Raw genomic sequence first — 18,614 nt, 5'->3', positions numbered from 1 at the left:
TTTATTTGGTAACAATTTTAAGCACAAAGGCTTTATCGTCTACTTTTTGTTTAGGAGTGGTAAAATGCAGTCCGGTATCATCAATATTGAAATCAATTTTTTCATTTGATCCTAATACAGAAACAGTTTCAACCTGTGGTATCTTTTCACCAAGAGTTTCTTTAGTGAATGATTGTAAGGTAACCGTAGTATTTTCTCCCGGCCAGCCCAGTACAATGGCATAGATAACATTATCCTTTTTGGTATAACGAACATCCTGTGCTGTATAATCAAGCTTATCAAGGAACATCCCCGATTTTTCCTGTTTGGTAGGGCCTTCGCCAAATACTTTCCAGGTACGGGTTCCATAAATAGCTTCTCCGTTTACTTTTAACCATTTACCTATAGTGATAAGTATATCCTTTTGGTTTTGCGGAATAGTACCGTTTGCCATAGGCGATATGTTAAGCATAAGCGCCCCGTTTTTACTAACAATATCAGCAAGGATGTCTACAATATCATTGGCTGTTTTAAGCTGTAAATCGTTTGTATAGCTCCAGCTTCCTACAGATACTGTTTCGTCGGTAAGCCAAAACTCCTTAGTGATTTGGTTAGCACGTCCTTTTTCAAAATCCTCAATACTTACGCTTTTAGGCAATTCCCCTTCTTTATGGGTTATAATAACCTGTTTACCTTCTTTAGCTGCATGGTTAAGGTAATAAGCCGAGAACTGAGCTTTAAGACTATCCGGTAGTTTGGAAAGCTTTCCGTCAAAATAAATCAGGTCAGGGGAGTAGTTATCAATAACTTCTTCCAGTTGTCCTAACCATTCACGGTAAAACTGCTCTTTAGGGATATTACCGTAAAGTTTAGCCAGTTTAGGGTCTTCTGATGATGTTGCCATATTGGGATTGTACGGGAAGTATGACTCATCATCCAGCCATTTATCAGGGTTATCCTTATTGATTTGCAGGTTACGCGCCATATGGAACGAGGTAACAAATTTTAACCCTTTGCCATGTATGGCTTTTTCCAGTTCACCTACTAAATCCCTGTGAGGCCCCATGCTTTTGGCATTCCACGGATTAATTTTACTATCCCAGTTAGCCCAGCCGTCATGGTGTTCGGCAACAATACCGCCAAATTTTGCACCTGCCTGTACATACAGGTCGGCCCACTCATCAGCGTTAAAGTTTTCGGCCTTGAACATCGGTACAAAATCATGATAGCCAAACTCAGATGGCTGACCGTAGGTTTCCACGTGGTGTTTGTTCTCCTCGCTACCCTCAACATGCATAAGGCGTGCATACCAGTCGTTAGCATAAGCCGGAACCGATAACACTCCCCAGTGGGCATATATACCAAACTTAGCATCCTTAAACCATTCGGCAGTAGCGTCGTGGTCTTTCATGGACTCCCAGTTGGGTTGGTATGGGCCGATTGCCTGTTCCTCTTCTTTTTTCTTATCAGAACAGGCTGTTAGGGCAGCAAGTGTTAATACATATAATAAATTACGTTTTATCATAATTATGGTTTATTGGATGGTTACTGTTACTTCCTGAGTTATGTTTTTGCTAGAGTTACCCAGTTTGAATGTATAGTTACCTTTTTCAACTACCCAACCTTTGCTGTTTTCATCGTAGTAAGCCAGTTCTTTTACAGGAACATTTATAGTTACCTTTTCACTGTTACCCGCTTTAACCAGTACTTTGTTGAAACCTTTAAGCTCTTTAGCAGCACGCTCTACAGCAGAGTCAGCTTTGGAAACATATAACTGAACCACTTCTTTACCATCCTGTTTTCCTGTGTTTTTTACATCAACAGTAACAGCAATTATTTCGTCTTCATTGTATGATTTTTTATTGGCAGTAGCATTAGCTAATTCAAAAGCAGAGTACGATAAACCATAACCAAACGGATATAAAGGCTCTACGTTTTTAGTATCAAACCAACGGTATCCTACAAGGATTCCTTCCTGGTATGTTACAGTATCTTCACCCGGGAAACTGTTTGTAGCATGAGCAGGAGAGTCAGATAATTGTTTAGGCATTGTCCAAGGTAGTTTACCTGATGGGTTAACAGTACCCAATAAAACATCGGCAAGGGCATTTCCGCCTTCCGATCCGTTATACCAGCTCCATACTATAGTTGAGTTTTCCTTTTCAACATTGTTGATGTCATAAGGAGCTCCGGCAACAAATACCACTATAGTTTTAGGGTTAGCAGCTTTTACGGCTGTTATCAGTTTTTCCTGCCCAAACGGAAGGCTAAGGTCTATACGGTCGCTTGCTTCGGTTTCATAGTCACGGTTAGCACCTACAAATAATATAGCGATGTCTGATTTTTTAGCCGCTTCAACCGCTTCAGCAATCATTTTAGGGTCTACATCGGTAACTGTTTCTTTAGCTTCCTGAGTTACCTCACCAAATTTCATTTCTTTTTTAGGCTTAAAAAGTGTTTTGTAACCTTCGGCATAGTTAATAGTAACCGATTCCGGAAGTTTTGCTTTTAAAGCCTCAAGTGGGGTAATCTCACGTTTGGTTTTTACACCGGCACCAAAACCACCCTGCGAATGTTTAGCTGTAGCATTAGGACCAATTACAGCAATACTCTTAACTTCCTGAGTATTTAAAGGTAAAAGGCTCTCGTTATTTTTAAGCAACACAACCGATTCGGCTGCGATGTTATAAGCATCTTTGTAATGTGCTTCGGTAGCAAGGCTTCCTTCGGCACGACTATCTGTATTACCCATTGCCTTAACATTGAATAACAGTTTAAGTATTCTTTTCGCGTGTACATCTACTTCAGCTTCGGTAACCTTACCGTCTTTAACTGCCTGTATAAGCGGATTAGCAAACCAGAATTCATCAAACGACGGAGCGTTTGTTCCCATTTCAAGATCAGTACCTGCTTCAAGTGCTTTTTTGGTAGTATGAACAGCATCCCAGTCGGAAATTACCACACCTTTAAAGCCCCATTCATCCCTTAGTACATCCTGTAGCATGTATGGATTTTCACAAAGGTAATCCCCACGAAACTTGTTATAAGCCCCCATAACACTGTAAGCATTTGCTTTTACAACAGCATCGTGGAAAGCAGGAAGGTATATTTCACGAAGTGTACGCTCGTCCATAAGTACGTTTACCGTACCACGGTTGGTTTCCTGATTGTTTGCAGCATAGTGCTTAATACAGGCAGCCACGTTGTTTTCCTGAACCCCCACTACATAAGGTACAATAAGTGTTTTGTTAAGGAATGGGTCTTCTGTCATGTATTCATAAGTACGACCTCCAAGCGGTGTACGGATAATATTGAAAGCAGGGGCTAGTAATACATCCTTACCACGGGCACGTGCTTCTTCACCAATACTTCTACCGAAGGTATGAGCTAATTCAGGGCTCCATGCAGCCGAAAGTCCGGCACCGGCAGGGTAGTAGGTAGCAAAGTCGTTATCCAGTCCAAGCGGAGCCCAACTCATGCGCTGTAGTTCCTCACGAATACCAAGCGGACCGTCGGCCATGTGTAGTTCAGGTACTCCAAGGCGTTCCACACCTTCGTTAGTAAACATGCTGTAGCCGTGTAAAAGGCCTATTTTTTCTTCAAGGGTCATTTGCCCTACAATAGAGTCTATTTTAGTATCAAACTCATCACTCATAGGAGTACCCTTATATTGGGCAGTTTCCGGCTGAGCTACCGTGTCGTTTGATGTTTTGTCTTCTTTGCACGAGGCCATAATCAGTACAAGTGCAGCCGAGAGGCATAAAATCTTATTTTTCATATATGCGGTGTATATTATTTTTTAATGCTAATCTGTTTTGTGAGTGCTATTGCATCAGATGATCCTCCTATTTGGAGTTCTATGTCTTCGGGTTCCAACTCAAATCGTTGTTTTGCCGTGTTCCAGTATTCAAGATCTTTAGCCCTTACTGTAAGAGTTACCGTTTTGGTTTCTCCTGCTTTTAAAGGTACACGTTTAAAGGCTTTCAGTTCCTTTATAGGGCGTTCTACTTTTGAGTTAAGGTGTTTTACATATAGCTGTACTACTTCTTCGCCATCTCTTTTTCCGTTATTACTTACTGTAACCTTTACCTCGAGTTCTTTGTTTTTAGATAGGGTATTGCTACCTGTTTCTATGCTTTTGTAAGCGAAAGAAGTATAACTTAACCCATAACCAAAGGCATATAAAGGTTCTCCCTTAAAGTACATATAGGTACGCCCGTTACGGATGTTGTAATCCAAAAGAGGAGGGAGGTCGGTAATATCTTTCACCCATGTTTGGGTTAGTCTTCCCGCAGGGTTGTAATCGCCAAACAATACATCGGCAAGACCGTTTCCTGTTTCCTGACTGTTATGTGTTATATGTACAATTGCAGGAACATTTTCCTGAGTCCAGTTTATGGCATAAGGGAAACTGCTTTGCAGTACAATCACAGTGTTAGGGTTACTCTGGTAAACTACTTTAATAAGGTCTTCCTGCTCTAAGGTTATAGCCTGCCTGTCTACCGCTTCTTTACCATTGCTTGGCACAGGGCAGTCTGCCCAGCCTGCATCACAGTAAGGATGGTTGCTTGCTATAACAATTACCACATCGGCTTCGGCGGCTATTTTGGCAGCTTTACCATCGGCATTGTTTTTAGCATAAATAACTTCGATATCATTGCCGACTTTATTTTTTATCCCCTGTAGCGGACTCACCTTATACGGCGGAGTGCCACTATACCAGTCCAGGTATACATCTTCGGCATACTGCCCGATAACTGCAATACGCTTAATATTGTTTTTGTTTAAAGGAAGTAACTGTTTTGCCGGGTCGTTCTTTAAAAGTACGATTGATTTTCGGGTAGCTTCAAGTGCCAGTTGTTTATGGCTCTCGCTAAGCCACGGGTCTTTAGCATCTTTGTCAATACCTATTGTAGCATACGGGTTATTACCTGTAGCATCCAGCATTCCCAGTTTTATCATTATCCTGTAGTCGCCTTTCAGCACTTCATCTATTTCTTTTTCGGTAAGGTAACCGTTTGAAATTGCTCCATACACGGCTTCGGTAAACTCATCAAGAAACTGGTTGATACCTGCTTTTACGGCTGCGGCAGCTCCAAGGAATTTATCTTCATAATATTTATGGTCTGATAGCAATAACCTGAAAGCGCCACCATCGGTACAAATGATTCCGTTTTGCCCCCATTCGTTAACCGTAATATCTTTAAGCATAGGGTGTACCATTGCAGGGATACCGTTTACTTTATTGTAAGCAGCCATATAGGCACGTGAACCGCCCTCAATAACTCCCATCCTGAAAGGAACTGAATAATATTCCCTCCATAATCTTTCGTCAAAATCAGATGAGGTATAAGTACGTCCATCCTCATTACTATTGGCAAGGAAATGCTTCATAAGCGAAGCGGTTTGCCAGTATTTGTCGTTGTCTCCCTGTAAGCCTTTAACAAAAGCTACAGTCATAGTTCCGTTAAAAAAGGCATCTTCGCCATAACTTTCCTCGGTACGTCCCCATCGCGGGTCCCTTGCCAAATCGGCATTAGGGGCACGCACTACCAGTCCGCCCCGATTATAATACTGATAAGCAAAGCGTGTTTCCAAAGCTTCAACTGCTGCAATTTTTTGTAGTAGTCCGGTATCCCATGTTTCGCCTAAGCCATACGCCTGCGGAAAAGTGGTGGTAGGTAATGGTTCGCGGTTTTTTCCGCCCCATTCTCCTGGTCCGCCAAGGGCAAGTCCGTGAAGTCCTTCCACATGCCCTGTACCTTTAACGCCCAAACGGGGAACCGAAGGATCAGTGCTTAACGCATTAATCTTTTCGTCCAGTGTCATTAGCGACAGCAGGTTATCAATACGCTTTTCGGTATCCAGATCAGGATTTTGAAAAGGGTACTGATAGCCTTTTTGCTGTGCGGCTAACGATGTAGTTATTAATAATAAAAAGTATAAACAATACTTATTCATTACTTACATTTTTTTAAACCTGATAGCTGTACCGCCCGAAGCGCCAAGCTTAAGGGTTAATTTATCTTTTGCTGTTACGTTTTGTTTTGTAATGCTCACCTTAGCCGGGTTATGAGTCTCATCGGTACCTTCGGCATCAGCATAAATTTCAGCTTCATACTGAGCGTCAGCATCAAGGAAATCAAGACTAACCTCAAGGTCACGTGCCTTTTCGTTAGTGATACTTCCTAAATACCAGTCAGCACTGTGTACATCCTTACGGACAGTAGTAATGTATTCGCCAATTTCTCCGTTAAGTACTTTAGTATCTTCCCAGTCTGTAGGTACATCTTTAAGGAACTGGAATGCAGGATTCCCTTCGTAGTTTTCAGGAAGGTCGGCAAGCATTTGAATAGGAGAGTAGATGGTAACATATAGCGCCAGCTGTTTTGCAGCCGTAGTATGTACCCTTTTACCCGGGTATCCCTGAGTAACCTCTACGTCCAGTATACCCGGTGTAAAGTCCATTGGACCTGATAGTAATCTTGTAAACGGAAGGATGGTTTCGTGGCTTGGCGGGTTACCCTCGCTCCAGGCATTGTATTCCATACCACGAGAGCCTTCGCGCGCCATCATGTTAGGGTAAGTACGTCTTTCACCAGTATCTTTAATAGGCTCGTGGAAGTTAACCGCTAAACCGTATTCTGCCGCTTTTTTAAGTACATAGCGGTAGTAGTTTACACCAAACTGACCATGGTGCCATTCTTTCATATTTAGTTTAGAACCTACCTGACCTATTTTTACGTTGTGTATGCCTAAACGCTTGTAAAGTGCAAAACCTTCGTCTATCTCTTTTAGGTAATTAATAAGGTTAGAACCTGTTTCATGGTAACCAATAATGTTTACTCCTTTGCTTTTACCATACTCAACCACTTTTTCAAGGTCGAAGTTATCGGCATTTTCAGTAAAGCTGAACATGTGCATTCTGTTTTCATACCATGCCGGAGTCCATCCTTTGTTCCATCCTTCAATAAGAAGGTAGTTAATCCCTTCCTTGTTGTTGAAGTCGATATATTCTTTAGCATTCTTTGTAGTAGCACCCTGTTTTTCACTTTCCCAGAAAGTGTATTTACCTATGTGCATTCCCCACCATATACCGGTATATTTAAACGGTTCAATGTAAGAAGTGTCGGTTAATGCATTAGGCTCATTAAGGTTAAGAATCATGTAAGAAGTAATAAGGTCACCTGGTTTTTCACCTATCTGGATGGTTCTCCATGGAGAGGTAAAGGTTTCGGTAGTACGTACCTTAACTCCGTCTGCCCATGGCACAAGCTCTGATTTTAGGTTAGAACCTTCGGTATGCCTTAATACCATACTGGCAAAATCTACAAGGTTTGCCTCGTGGAAGCTAAGTACAACACCGTCTTTATTTTCTATGGTTAATGGTGTATGCACCACATCCAGCGTACTTACCGGAGAAGCCTCATAAAGGTACTCATAGCGATTTTCCTGATAGGCAGGAATCCACCATGCTTTACCGTCTTCTTTTAGGTTAAAGGCCGTAACCTCGTCCATAATGAAGATGCTGTCTTTTATATTTTGTTTCGGGAATACATAGCGAAACGCCACACCGTCGTCAAAAGCACGGAACTGTATCTCCAAATTGTGTTTTTCTTTACTTTGAAGCTTAACCACCATTTCGTTATAATGGTTCCTGATGTTTTTCTTTTCGCCCCAAACCTGTTCCCAGGTATCATCGTGTGTTGAGGTTTGAACATCTACCAGTTCAAAATCTTTGGTAAGATCTTCGTTTTTAAGTACGAATCCAAGTGCCGAAGGGGTAATGATCTCTTTCTCCTCGTGATTAACGGTATATGTAGGCATGTTACCGTTTAGGGAGAAGGTAATTTTGTTTTCACCGTTTGGCGAAGCCAGTTCGTGTGTGGTTTGTTTAGTTTCCGAACAGCCTGCAACAAGCAGGGCAAGTAAGGCTGGTACTATAAATTTTCTTGAGGTCATGATAATTATTTATAAATAATAGATGTGCTTAAAAGTAATAAAACCGGGGACAGGAAGTCTAAACACTGGCCCCGGAGTGAGTAATAACTAACCCAAAACAACTTAATTTATTTAATCCATTCGGTTTTAAAGGTAGTTTCCCCGCTTAGAGGGTTGCTGTCTACTTCAAATCCGTTACCTTTTTTAGTAAGTTTTATGTTTTGTAACGCTTTCCCTTCCGGTAGGTATACCTTAGCTGTAGCTGTAGTAGTACCTTCGGCAGCATATACTTTAAGGGTAAGCTTGCTCCAGTCCATATCTTTTGTAGACTGTGCCAGTTTTATGTGAGGGATGGCTGTACCGCTTTTAACCAATACGATAATTGGTAATTCTCCGGCAGCAATTTTGTGCCATCCGCCATTGTATACTTTTTTGGTTTGGTAATCTACCCATTGTCCCGGCGGAAGATATACATCCCTTTCGGTTACTTCTTCAAATAACGGAGCAACAAGCATATCTGATCCAAACAGGTATTCGTTATCTATTAACCACGAACCTGCATCCTGCGGATATTCCACAAACAGGGCACGCATCATTGGTAATCCTTTTTCAGAACTTTCCTTCGCCTGAGCATAGATGTATGGCATCAGCTCGTAACGCATATTATCGGCATTCCTGAATGATTTAAGGAAATCCTCGCTGTATAACCAAGGCTCTGTAGGTGGTTCACCATGGCTTCTTACGTGTGAGGTAAGCATACCAAACGGAGTCCATCTTTTGTATAGTTCTTCAGGCGACTTGGTAACGAAACCTCCCACATCATGACTCCAGAAACTGAATCCGCAAAGCCCTAATGAAAGTCCGCCACGTAGTGTAGCCGACATTGCTCCGTTTGTAGTAGCGGCATCACCACCCCAATGTAACGGGTAACGCTGGCTACCAGCCCATGTACTTCTTGCCCATATAAGGGTATAACCTTTTTCTCTTTGGGTAAGTTCGGCTACAGCTTTGTTATAACGAAGCGGGTACAGGTTATGCTCATAGAAACCTGTGCGACCTGAGTGGTAAATACCCTCGGCAGGTGCAGCTTCACCAAAGTCAACCTTAAATACTGCCACACCCTGATCCATTAGGTGTTTTAGTTTTGCCTGATACCATTTTACGGTTTCAGGGTTAGAGAAATCCAGTACGGCATCCTCATAAGGAATATTACCTTTTCTGTCCTTAACGGCTAAACCATTATCAACTATTTCGTTAAATAGCGTATTTCTTGGTGTAAAATACGGTAACTGCCACAGGCATACATTAAAACCGTCTTTTTTCATATCTGCCATCATTTTGGCAGGATCATCAAAACGTTCTGAAGCAAACTCGTAGTTGTTTCTCCAGTCTACGTCAAACCATCCGGTATCAAAGTGGATAACATCACTAGGTATTTTATTCTTACGAAGGTTTTTAGCAATTTCACGGCCTTCCTTTTCAGAGAAGTAAGTGATACGGCTCATCCAGAAACCAAATGACCATAGCGGTGGCATAGAAGCCTTACCTGTAAGATTGGTGTACTCGTCAAGGATGTCTTTAGGCTCACCAATAAAGATGAAAAGGTCGGCAACATCATCACCAATCATCATTTTATTGGCACCTGCAAAGTACTTACCAAAGTCAACCGTAACAGGGGTAGAGGTATGCATAAAAACACCATAACCACGGCTACTCATATAAAACGGAATAGGTTTGTACATGGTTTCGTTTTGAACACCGTTTGCATCGTCTGTCCATAAAACCACTTTTTGTCCGCGTTTGTTGAACTGTGTGAACGATTCACCACAACCGAATATCTTCTCATCCGGCTCAAGGCTGAAAACAGGGGCTACACTACGGGAGTAATCACTGTTCCTGCGAACATAAGAATACGGCAGCACCGGGGTGTAAGTATTTTGAAGGTCTGAGTTATGAAGTGTTGAGGTAAGCAGTTTACCTTTTGCATCATATATTTTTACGTGCCACGGATTGGTTTGTATTTCCACACTACCGTAGTTACTAGTATATTTATGTCCTGTTGCTGTTTTACTGTATTTCCAGTTTTCAGGATGATTTGGTGCTGTGCCGTTTACCAGCATCAGTGATTCTTTCGGCTGATTGAACTGCGGGCCCGACGTTGTTTTTATCCTTATGGCACGCTCTGAAACAAACTCAATACTGAAAGGCAGTACAGGAGCAGCCTCATACTCTGTGGCAGGGAATTCATTTGCCGCCACAGTATCAGGCTTCATCATCATGTTGTTAAATGCCTGACGCGTTTTGTAGTTGTAACGGGTATATTTTACAGTACCTTTCCCAGTTTTAGGGTCAAACGATGCCAGTTCATCGGCAAAGTAAAAGGTATTGGCATAATTCTCAAAGTCGGTACTTACATCCACGGGGGCATTAAGTACAGGTGCGTTTTGTATTTGCGCACTAACACCCTGTATGGCTGCGGTTGCCATAAACAGGCTTAAAGAAATTTGTGTTAATCTGTTTTTCATTAGTTTTTATTCTTCTTGGTCACTTATTGTATTTATACTAATAGTATTTTCCTTTAATCCATCTCCCGATGCGGTTAGGGTAATGGTTCCGGCTTCTTTTGCTGCCTGTACTATCACCAGGCACTTACCGTTAAGGGCAGTATGACTGTTGCTTTTGTAAGATTCGTGGCTCACAGGGTCTCCGCTGCAAACGCCTACAATCTTACCGTTGCCCTTTACACTAAAATGAATCTCATTGTTAGCCGTTGCGGCAAATACACCCTTATCATCTGTAATATCAACAGTAATGAACGATAGGTCATTACCATTGGCTTTTATGGTTTCCCTGTCGGCTGTAAGTTTTAGCTGTGCAGGTTCTCCGGTGGTTTTTACTTCTTTTTCCAATACGGTTTTGCCGTCTTTTCTGGAAACTGCTTTTAAAGTACCTGCCTCAAACGGAACGCGCCACATTACATGAAGGTCGTCGTTTTGTTTGCTGCGTTTTCCAAGCGATTTTCCGTTAAGGTACAGCTCCACTTCATCGGCATTGTTATAGTAAGCCCAAACATCTACGGTTTGTCCTTCTTTCCAGTTCCAGTGAGGGAAAACGTGTAGTACCGTTTTATCGGTCCATTCACTTTGGTACATATAGTACACATCTTTAGGGAAGCCTGCAAGGTCTACTATACCGAAGTATGAACTTATGGAAGGCCATTGGTAAGGCGTAGGTTCGCCTATGTAATCAAAACCTGTCCATATATACATACCCGCAAGGTAGTCGTGTTTTTTAATGATTTTCCATGTAGCCTCGTGTGTAGATCCCCAAGGTGCCTGTACCTGATCGTAAGCCGATACGGTATTACCTGGATTACCGTCGTAAAACGGAATGTCCCAACGCTTAGGCCACATTTTAACGGTGTCTGACTTGGTATCATAATAACCTCTTGTAGCCAGTGCGGAAGTGGTTTCGGTAGCAATGAACGGAACTTTAGGGAAGTTTACCGGATGTTTCTCATAGGTTTGATGTGCATAATTGTAACCAATGATGTCCAGTGCTCCCGATGCAGCCAGTGCATTAGGGGTATCGGCAGTATTTTGGAACTGTATGCTTACTTCATCACTGTTTACTATTATTGGCGGATTCATGGCAGCCGTAACAGGGCGGGTATTATCCATGGCCTTTACGATTGCCGAAAGCTCACGGCCTATTTCGGCTCCTTTATCACTCCATTGTTCCGGTATTTCGTTACCTATGCTCCACATAAACACACTAGGGTGGTTACGGTCTCTTAAAATCTGGTCTTCAAGATCCCTTTTGTGCCACTCATCCCAGTAGTTACTGTAATCGTGTGGTGTTTTGGACTGTGCCCACATATCGAAGGCTTCGTCCATTACTATAAAGCCCATTTTATCACAAAGGTCTAAAAGCTCTGGGGCAGGAGGGTTGTGTGAGGTACGGATACCGTTAACACCCATTTCCCTCATTATTTCCAGCTGACGTTCTATAGCTCTTGTGTTGATTGCCGATCCAAGCGGACCCAAATCATGGTGCAGGCAAACACCTTTTATTTTTACCTGCTTACCGTTAAGCAGGAATCCTTTTTTCAAATCAAATGTAAATGTCCTTATACCAAAAGGGGTTTTGTACTGGTCTACAACTACATTGTTTAAAGAGATTTGTGTTACAGCCGTATACATTTGTGGTTTTTCAACCTCCCATAATACAGGATTATTTACTTTAACCTCCTGTACCAGGTTTTGTTGCTTGTTTGCGGCTATATTAATTTTTTTGGAGATAGATGCGATTTCTGAATTCTCTTTAAAAAGGGTAGTGGTTACTACAAGTTCTTTTGCTTCAGGATATTCGTTTTTAATGGTTGTTTCAAGGTTAACAACAGCTTCGGCCTCTGTAACCGTTGGAGTAGTTATAAAAGTTCCCCATTGCGTTACATGTGCCTTGTCGGTTGTTTTTAGCCATACATTTCTATATATGCCCGAACCCGAATACCATCTTGAATTAGCTTGTTTAGAGTTGTTTACCTTAACCAGTATTTCGTTTTCCTTTTCACCATAGTTAAGGTAAGGGGTAAGGTTATATTCAAAACCCAAATACCCATTTGGACGATTGCCCAGGTGATGTCCGTTTACCCAAACATCACTATTCATGTACACTCCGTCAAAAACAACAGAAGTGATTTTTGTGCTGTCTTTCTCAGCTACTTTAAATGTTTTTGTATACCATCCTAATCCACCATTTAAGGCACCTCCGCCAATTCCGGCAGGGCTGTTCTCATCAAAAGGAAGCTCAATGCTCCAGTCGTGCGGAACGTTAAGTGTTCTTGCCTGGCTTTTATCAATAATGGTATCGTTGCTGTCTTTGCTAAGGTAAAACTGCCAGTTTTCGTTAAAGCTTACTTCACGATTACTAAAGTCAGTATTGTTTTTACCCCCGCAGGAAGCAAGTAATAATAAGCCTGTTAAGGCAAAAAACTGTATGGCTTTTAAATGTTTTACTGTCATGGTGCTTATAGAAAAATATCGATAAGTGGTTTTTGCCACTTATCGATATTTATTAAGTATTATTCCTTTGGTTTGTAGTGGAACACAATTAAGCATACCCCTTCACCTGTACGGCTCTGGTCACGAATAACCGCAAGCCTTAAAGAGTTGTCTGAAAGTTCAACTACTTTTGTAGCAGTCCAGTTACTTGCATCAGGGTAGTAGTCACCACCATAAAGCATCTCTACACCACCTGTAAAAGTTAGGTTGTGTCCTTCAACATCAAAAGAGAAACCACCATCTTTAGTAGTTTGGTCGTTTGAGTTTAAAGCAGTTTGGGTAACACTTGAGTTATAACCACCATCAAGGTTAAAGCTCATTTCACCCCAATCTTTTTCTTCCATAACCCAGCTGTTACCTGCATAATCAGGGAACCAGTTCCAGTAGTCACTACCGTCAGGATTATAAGGGAAGTCAAGACCTGCCCACCCGATAGGGTCAAAGAAATCAAGCTCCCATGTTTTACCATCTACACCATTGGTTAGCATACCCCATTCAGGAGCACTAAAATATTCTTCGTTATTAGAGTCTATAGTAACCACAATAGGACTTGCAGCTACAGGACCACCTTTGGTATAAGCAGTAAAGTAAACAGTATAAGTACCCGCAAAAGGGAACATAACTGCATTTTGATGCTTGTTAGAATGACCAAGATCATTGCCTTCTGCATCAATATAATTCCAGTAAGGTATAATACCTTCTGTACTGTTAGTCATTATTATGCGGTTCGCATTTTCAGGATCCTGAGTCACACTAATGTTCAGGTCTGTTGGGCTTAGTGTCAATGCAGGGAAATCGTCGCGATCCTCCTGTGGATCACAGGAAAACAAAGCTCCTGCAAAAGCAAGTACCGTGATTATTTTAAAGTATTTTTTCATAATCATACGTTTTAAATTAATAATTAATTCCAACCCGGATTTTGTTGTATAGTACCATTTGAAAGTAATACCTGAGACTGAGGAAGAGCAAACCATCCTTCTGTTTCTGTCCTGAAGTTTACATCAAATTCACCACCCATACCAGAAGCATCGATAGCTGTTTTGGCAGTATTAACACCTTGTCTTATAAGGTCAAAATAACGATGACCTTCAAGAGCAAGTTCTAAGCGTCTTTCATTCATAATGTTTGCTAAAGAAGCAGTAACACTGTGTGTGTCATCGCCAAAGGCACGCTCTCTTACCCTGTCTAAACAAGTTTGTGCAAAACCAGCGTTAGAGTCAAGGTTAAGTTCGGCAGCCATAAGCAGTACATCAGAGAAACGTATTACAGGGTAATCTTCGTAGTTATCAATTTGGAAATCACCACCGTTTGCAGAAACTAGAGCCTCACCGGCTTCGTTTGTAATAGGGCAGAATTTTTTCCATGCATATCCTGTAAACTGTCTTTGTCCTCTTGCTTCGGCATCAAAGTCAAGCTCTTCACCCGCAAAGTTAATTATGGTAGCATCTCTTCTTGTATCACCTGTTTCATAAGCATTGTATAAAGACGGAGTTACAGTTGCACCACCCCATCCCTGAGCATAAGGCCCTAAGTTACCACCTCTAATAGCGATGTTAACCTGGAAACGGTTACCTTCGTGAAGGTCCCAGTTACCTAAACCGGAACTGTTGTAGCGAATAGCAAATACCATTTCGTTATTACCTTCACCGGCATAAGGAATTTCCTGAGAGTATGAAGCAGCAACCCAAAGGCTTGCAAAGTCACCCACAAGGTCGTGACCACTATTATTTACCACATCATTGATGTAAGCAGTAGCTTCTGTTTTAGATACTACACCTGCAAGATCTGAAGCGTTATAATAATCAGTATAGAAAAGGAATGCTTTGGCAAGGTAAGCCTCTGCAGCCCATTTTGTTATACGACCGTAGTTGCCGTTTGAAGGCTGAGAGTAGTTATCATCACTTAGGTTATCTGCAGCAAATTTAAAGTCTTCAGCGATAAGTGCATAAGTCACTTCTGCCGATGATCTTGGAGTTTCAAACTCTTCACTGCTAAGAGTATGATCTAAAGCAACGATGTCACCAAACACTCTTGCCAACTCAAAGTGGAAATGTGCTCTAAGGAAACGTGCTTCGGCCTCATATCTTAATTTAAGGTCTTCATCAGCTCCCCATTCTACATTATCAAGGTTTTCAAGAAGAATGTTAGCCCTATAGATACCTATATAACAGGTTTCCCATACGGGCTTATTCATCTCTTTATCAGAAGAAAATTCAAAACGATCCCAGTCTAAAGACACATTGTTATCGGCAGTACCAAAACCACCATAACAGTCATCAGAAGCTATTTCGGTTGTAAGTAACCAGCCACCGTAACCTTCTCTTTGTAGTACGTCATACACGGCAACAAGACCTTCAAAAGCATCCTGTGGTGTTTTATAGAAGTTTTCTTCTACCTTATCTGTATACGGTTCGTTTTCGATAAAATCATCAGAACATGAACCTAAAACAAATAAGGATGTAAGTGCGAATATTTTAATGTAATTTTTCATTTTTTTCAGCCATTTTTAAAAGTTAGCACTAAGTCCTATCATGTAAGTTCTTGGTTGCGGGTAGTACCCCACATCAATACCTCTTGCCCACGACTGGTTTACGTTACCGAAACCAACCTCAGGGTCAAGTCCTTTATACTTTGTAAATGTAAACAGATTGTTTACAGAAGCATAAATCCTGAACTGTGTAGCAAATTTAAGCGCATCTGTAAGCTTAGTTAAATCACAGCCTACTGTTACAGTTTTAATCCTGAAGAAACCTGCATCTTTTACGTAAAGGTCTGAAAATTTAGTGTAGTTACCATTTGAAGTAGTTCCATAAGTTACTCTAGGAGTGCTGTTTGAAGTTCCTTCACCGGTCCATCTGTCAAAAATATCAGTAGTATAGTTAAAGAATGGTCTTGAGTAATCCCTTACACCATAAACGTTTTGGTTACCGCCTGCACCATAAGTGTAAACAGAGAAATCAAACGCTTTGTAATTTAACTGTACATTTAAACCATAATAGTAATCAGGGTTAGGGTCACCAATGTTGGTTTTATCGTCAGCATTAATAACACCATCACCATTGCGGTCTACAAATTTCACATCACCAGGTTGTGCATTTGGCTGTATAGGATTTCCGTTTTGAGCATAAGCATCAATCTCTGCCTGGTTTTGGAAAATACCGTCTGTTTGTAATCCGTAGAAGTAACCAATAGGCTGACCTTCCTCTACACGGTTAATCTCGTCAATACCCTGGAATAAAAGGTTCGATTCACCATATATAATTCCGTTTTGTGTAGCAACACGGGTAACCTCGTTTTTGTTATGAGAGAAGTTAGCATTAACTGTTATTCTCCAGTCGCTACCCATGTTTGTAGAATAGCCTGCTGCAATCTCAAAACCTTTGTTGTTAATATCACCACCATTAACAAAAGGAGCACCTGCACCTGCAATAAGTGGTGTTGGCTTTAGTACAAGCCAGTCTTTAGTAGTTTTGTCGTAATAGTCAAAAGATAAAGTAAAGTCATTAAATAACCTTGCATCAAAACCAAGGTCTAACTGCTCTGAAGTTTCCCATTTTAAATCAGGGTTACTTAAGTTATCAGGGCTTGAACCAACCACTAGAGGTAGTTCGTCGCTTCCTGTACCAAAATGGTAGTTTTTGTCGTAAGAGCTGATGGTTGACATATAAGCAAAACCTTTGTCAAACTGGTCGTTACCGTTTTGTCCCCAGCTACCACGTAGTTTAAGAGAGTTTACAAAAGCCTCTTTTGGGAAAAACTCTTCCTGATCGATGTTCCAACCAGCAGAGAATGATGGGAAAACAGCAAATTTGTTGTTTGGACCAAACTCTGATGAACCATCACGTCTAATAGTAGCAGTAAACAGATATTTGTTATCGTAGTCATATAATAACCTACCAAAGTAAGAAAGTATATTATAATCTGTACGTCCGCCAGATACTGTATTTTGCTGCTGGTTAGTAGCGTTGCTTAGGTAAGCGTGCTCAAAATCGTCAAAAATAAGGTTTTGACCTGTAGCACTTTGGTATTCTGATACTCTCTCTCTTGCTGACATACCTACTAACACATCAATGTTGTGTTTTTCGGCTAATGTAGTTTTGTAGTTTAAAGTGTTTTCCCAAATCCATGAGAAGTTTTGGTTAGCACTTTGAGTAACAGATGAAATGTTGTTATACGATACAGATGAAAGGTTATACTCTGGTGTGAATGAACGATAGTTTGAATCGCTTATGTCTACACCAAAACTTGTTCTGTATGTAAATCCGGCATAGCTCGCTTCGGCAAAAATGTTACCTACATAACGGTTTAACTTGTTTTCGTTAAAGTTGTTGTAGTACATTAATCCGGCAGGGTTTGTAATGTCTGAACTTATGCTTGAAGAAGCATACTCACCATTCTCATCAAAAGTTGGGAAGTTTGGCGGAGTGTTAAGGAAGCTTCTAATAGAGTTACTGTAAATACCATCGTCGGCAACACCTCTGCTTTTTGTCCTGGCGTAAGAGAAGTTTTCACCTACTTTTAAATGATCGTCAATAAGATTGTAAGTTGAGTTCATTGTAAAAGTAATACGATCGTAGTGTGACTGATTATTATCACCACCTACTAAACCATCCTGACCGTAGTAAGAAAGGCCTGTAGCATAAGTAGCTTTTTTATCACCACCATTAATAAACAGGGAATGGTTTTGTTTCACTGCATCTTCAGTAAACAGGTCATCCTGCCAGTTGTGATCAACCATGTTGTTTATCTGGTCCTGAGAGTAAAGCGGAGCAAAACCTGAGTTTACACGGGCTTCGTTCATAATTGTAGCATACTCACGGGCGTTTAATAAATCCAGTTTTTTATATGCATTTTGGAAACCGGTGTAGCTGTTAAGCGACACATTCATTTTACCCTGAGATCCTTTTTTAGTTGTTACTAAAACAACACCATTTGCAGCTCTTGCACCATAAATAGAAGCAGCAGAAGCATCTTTAAGGATATCAATTCTTTCGATAACAGATGGGTCAAGGTAGCTAATACCGTTGTCTACCACAACACCGTCTACCACATAAAGCGGAGTGCTGTTTCCGGCAGTACCGGTACCACGGATGTTAACCAGCATACCTGCTCCCGGCTGACCCGATGTAGAGGTAATAGATACACCCGAGCTTTGTCCCTGTAAAGCCCCAACAGCATCAATACTGTTAGTTTGCTGCAGGTCTTTACCGCTAACCACAGAGGTAGCAGCCGAAGCTACTTTTCTCTTTTGGGTACCGTAACCTACAAGAATTACCTCGTCCAGCTCTGAAGCTTCAGACTGCATGGTAATGTTAATAGTAGACTGACCAGCCACAGCCACTTCCTGTGAAGAAAAGCCAATGTAGCTGAATACCAGTGTTGCGTCCGGACTAACGCTAATTTGGTAGTTACCGTCAATATCGGCACTTATTACATTGCTGGTACCTTTTTCCATAACGTTTACCCCAGGTAACCCAAGGCCGTCATCGGCAGAGATAACCTGCCCCTTTACTACAACCGACTGCTGGGCAAATGCCGCAGGAGCCAGTAATACAGAAAGAAGCAATGACAAGCAAATTGTGCGCATTTTTGACGAAAGACAATTTTTACTTTCCATAATAGTTAGAATGT

At 41.3% G+C, this 18,614-nt stretch carries 9 protein-coding genes; all 9 read right to left on the bottom strand.

All coding sequences use genetic code 11. The annotated features are described in order from the left end of the window. Position 1 precedes the first annotated feature (1 nt). Entirely contained in the window at positions 2–1,504 is a 1,503-nt protein-coding gene (locus GN157_RS04010) for an alpha-L-fucosidase (RefSeq protein WP_157481827.1), read from the bottom strand. A 9-nt stretch (positions 1,505–1,513) separates the two neighbouring features. Then, positions 1,514–3,757, bottom strand: a complete 2,244-nt coding sequence (locus tag GN157_RS04005) for a glycoside hydrolase family 3 C-terminal domain-containing protein (RefSeq protein ID WP_157481826.1) — start codon at positions 3,755–3,757, stop codon at positions 1,514–1,516. A gap of 14 nt (positions 3,758–3,771) precedes the next feature. Beyond that, entirely contained in the window at positions 3,772–5,940 is a 2,169-nt protein-coding gene (locus tag GN157_RS04000; RefSeq protein ID WP_157481825.1) for a glycoside hydrolase family 3 C-terminal domain-containing protein, read from the bottom strand. Positions 5,941–5,943: 3 nt separating this feature from the next. Then, positions 5,944–7,941, bottom strand: coding sequence for a glycoside hydrolase family 97 protein (locus tag GN157_RS03995; RefSeq protein ID WP_157481824.1), 1,998 nt, complete (start codon positions 7,939–7,941; stop codon positions 5,944–5,946). Positions 7,942–8,048: 107 nt separating this feature from the next. Next, a complete protein-coding gene (locus GN157_RS03990; protein WP_157481823.1) occupies positions 8,049–10,445 on the bottom strand; it encodes a glycoside hydrolase family 31 protein in 2,397 nt (798 codons plus the stop codon). 6 nt (positions 10,446–10,451) lie between these two features. Further along, complete coding sequence (locus GN157_RS03985; RefSeq protein ID WP_157481822.1) at positions 10,452–12,944, bottom strand: glycoside hydrolase family 2 TIM barrel-domain containing protein; 2,493 nt, start codon at positions 12,942–12,944, stop codon at positions 10,452–10,454. Positions 12,945–13,003: 59 nt separating this feature from the next. Beyond that, a complete protein-coding gene (locus tag GN157_RS03980; RefSeq protein ID WP_157481821.1) occupies positions 13,004–13,861 on the bottom strand; it encodes a hypothetical protein in 858 nt (285 codons plus the stop codon). Positions 13,862–13,884: 23 nt separating this feature from the next. Then, a complete protein-coding gene (locus GN157_RS03975) occupies positions 13,885–15,474 on the bottom strand; it encodes a RagB/SusD family nutrient uptake outer membrane protein (protein WP_157481820.1) in 1,590 nt (529 codons plus the stop codon). A gap of 15 nt (positions 15,475–15,489) precedes the next feature. Beyond that, complete coding sequence (locus GN157_RS03970) at positions 15,490–18,600, bottom strand: SusC/RagA family TonB-linked outer membrane protein (RefSeq protein ID WP_157481819.1); 3,111 nt, start codon at positions 18,598–18,600, stop codon at positions 15,490–15,492. Positions 18,601–18,614: the final 14 nt, after the last annotated feature.

The organism is Flavobacterium rakeshii (assembly GCF_009741375.1).
GTDB classification, from domain to species: domain Bacteria; phylum Bacteroidota; class Bacteroidia; order Flavobacteriales; family Flavobacteriaceae; genus Flavobacterium; species Flavobacterium rakeshii.
The sequence above is the reverse complement of the archived record's forward strand: the minus strand, read 5'-3'. Positions and strand labels throughout refer to the sequence as shown.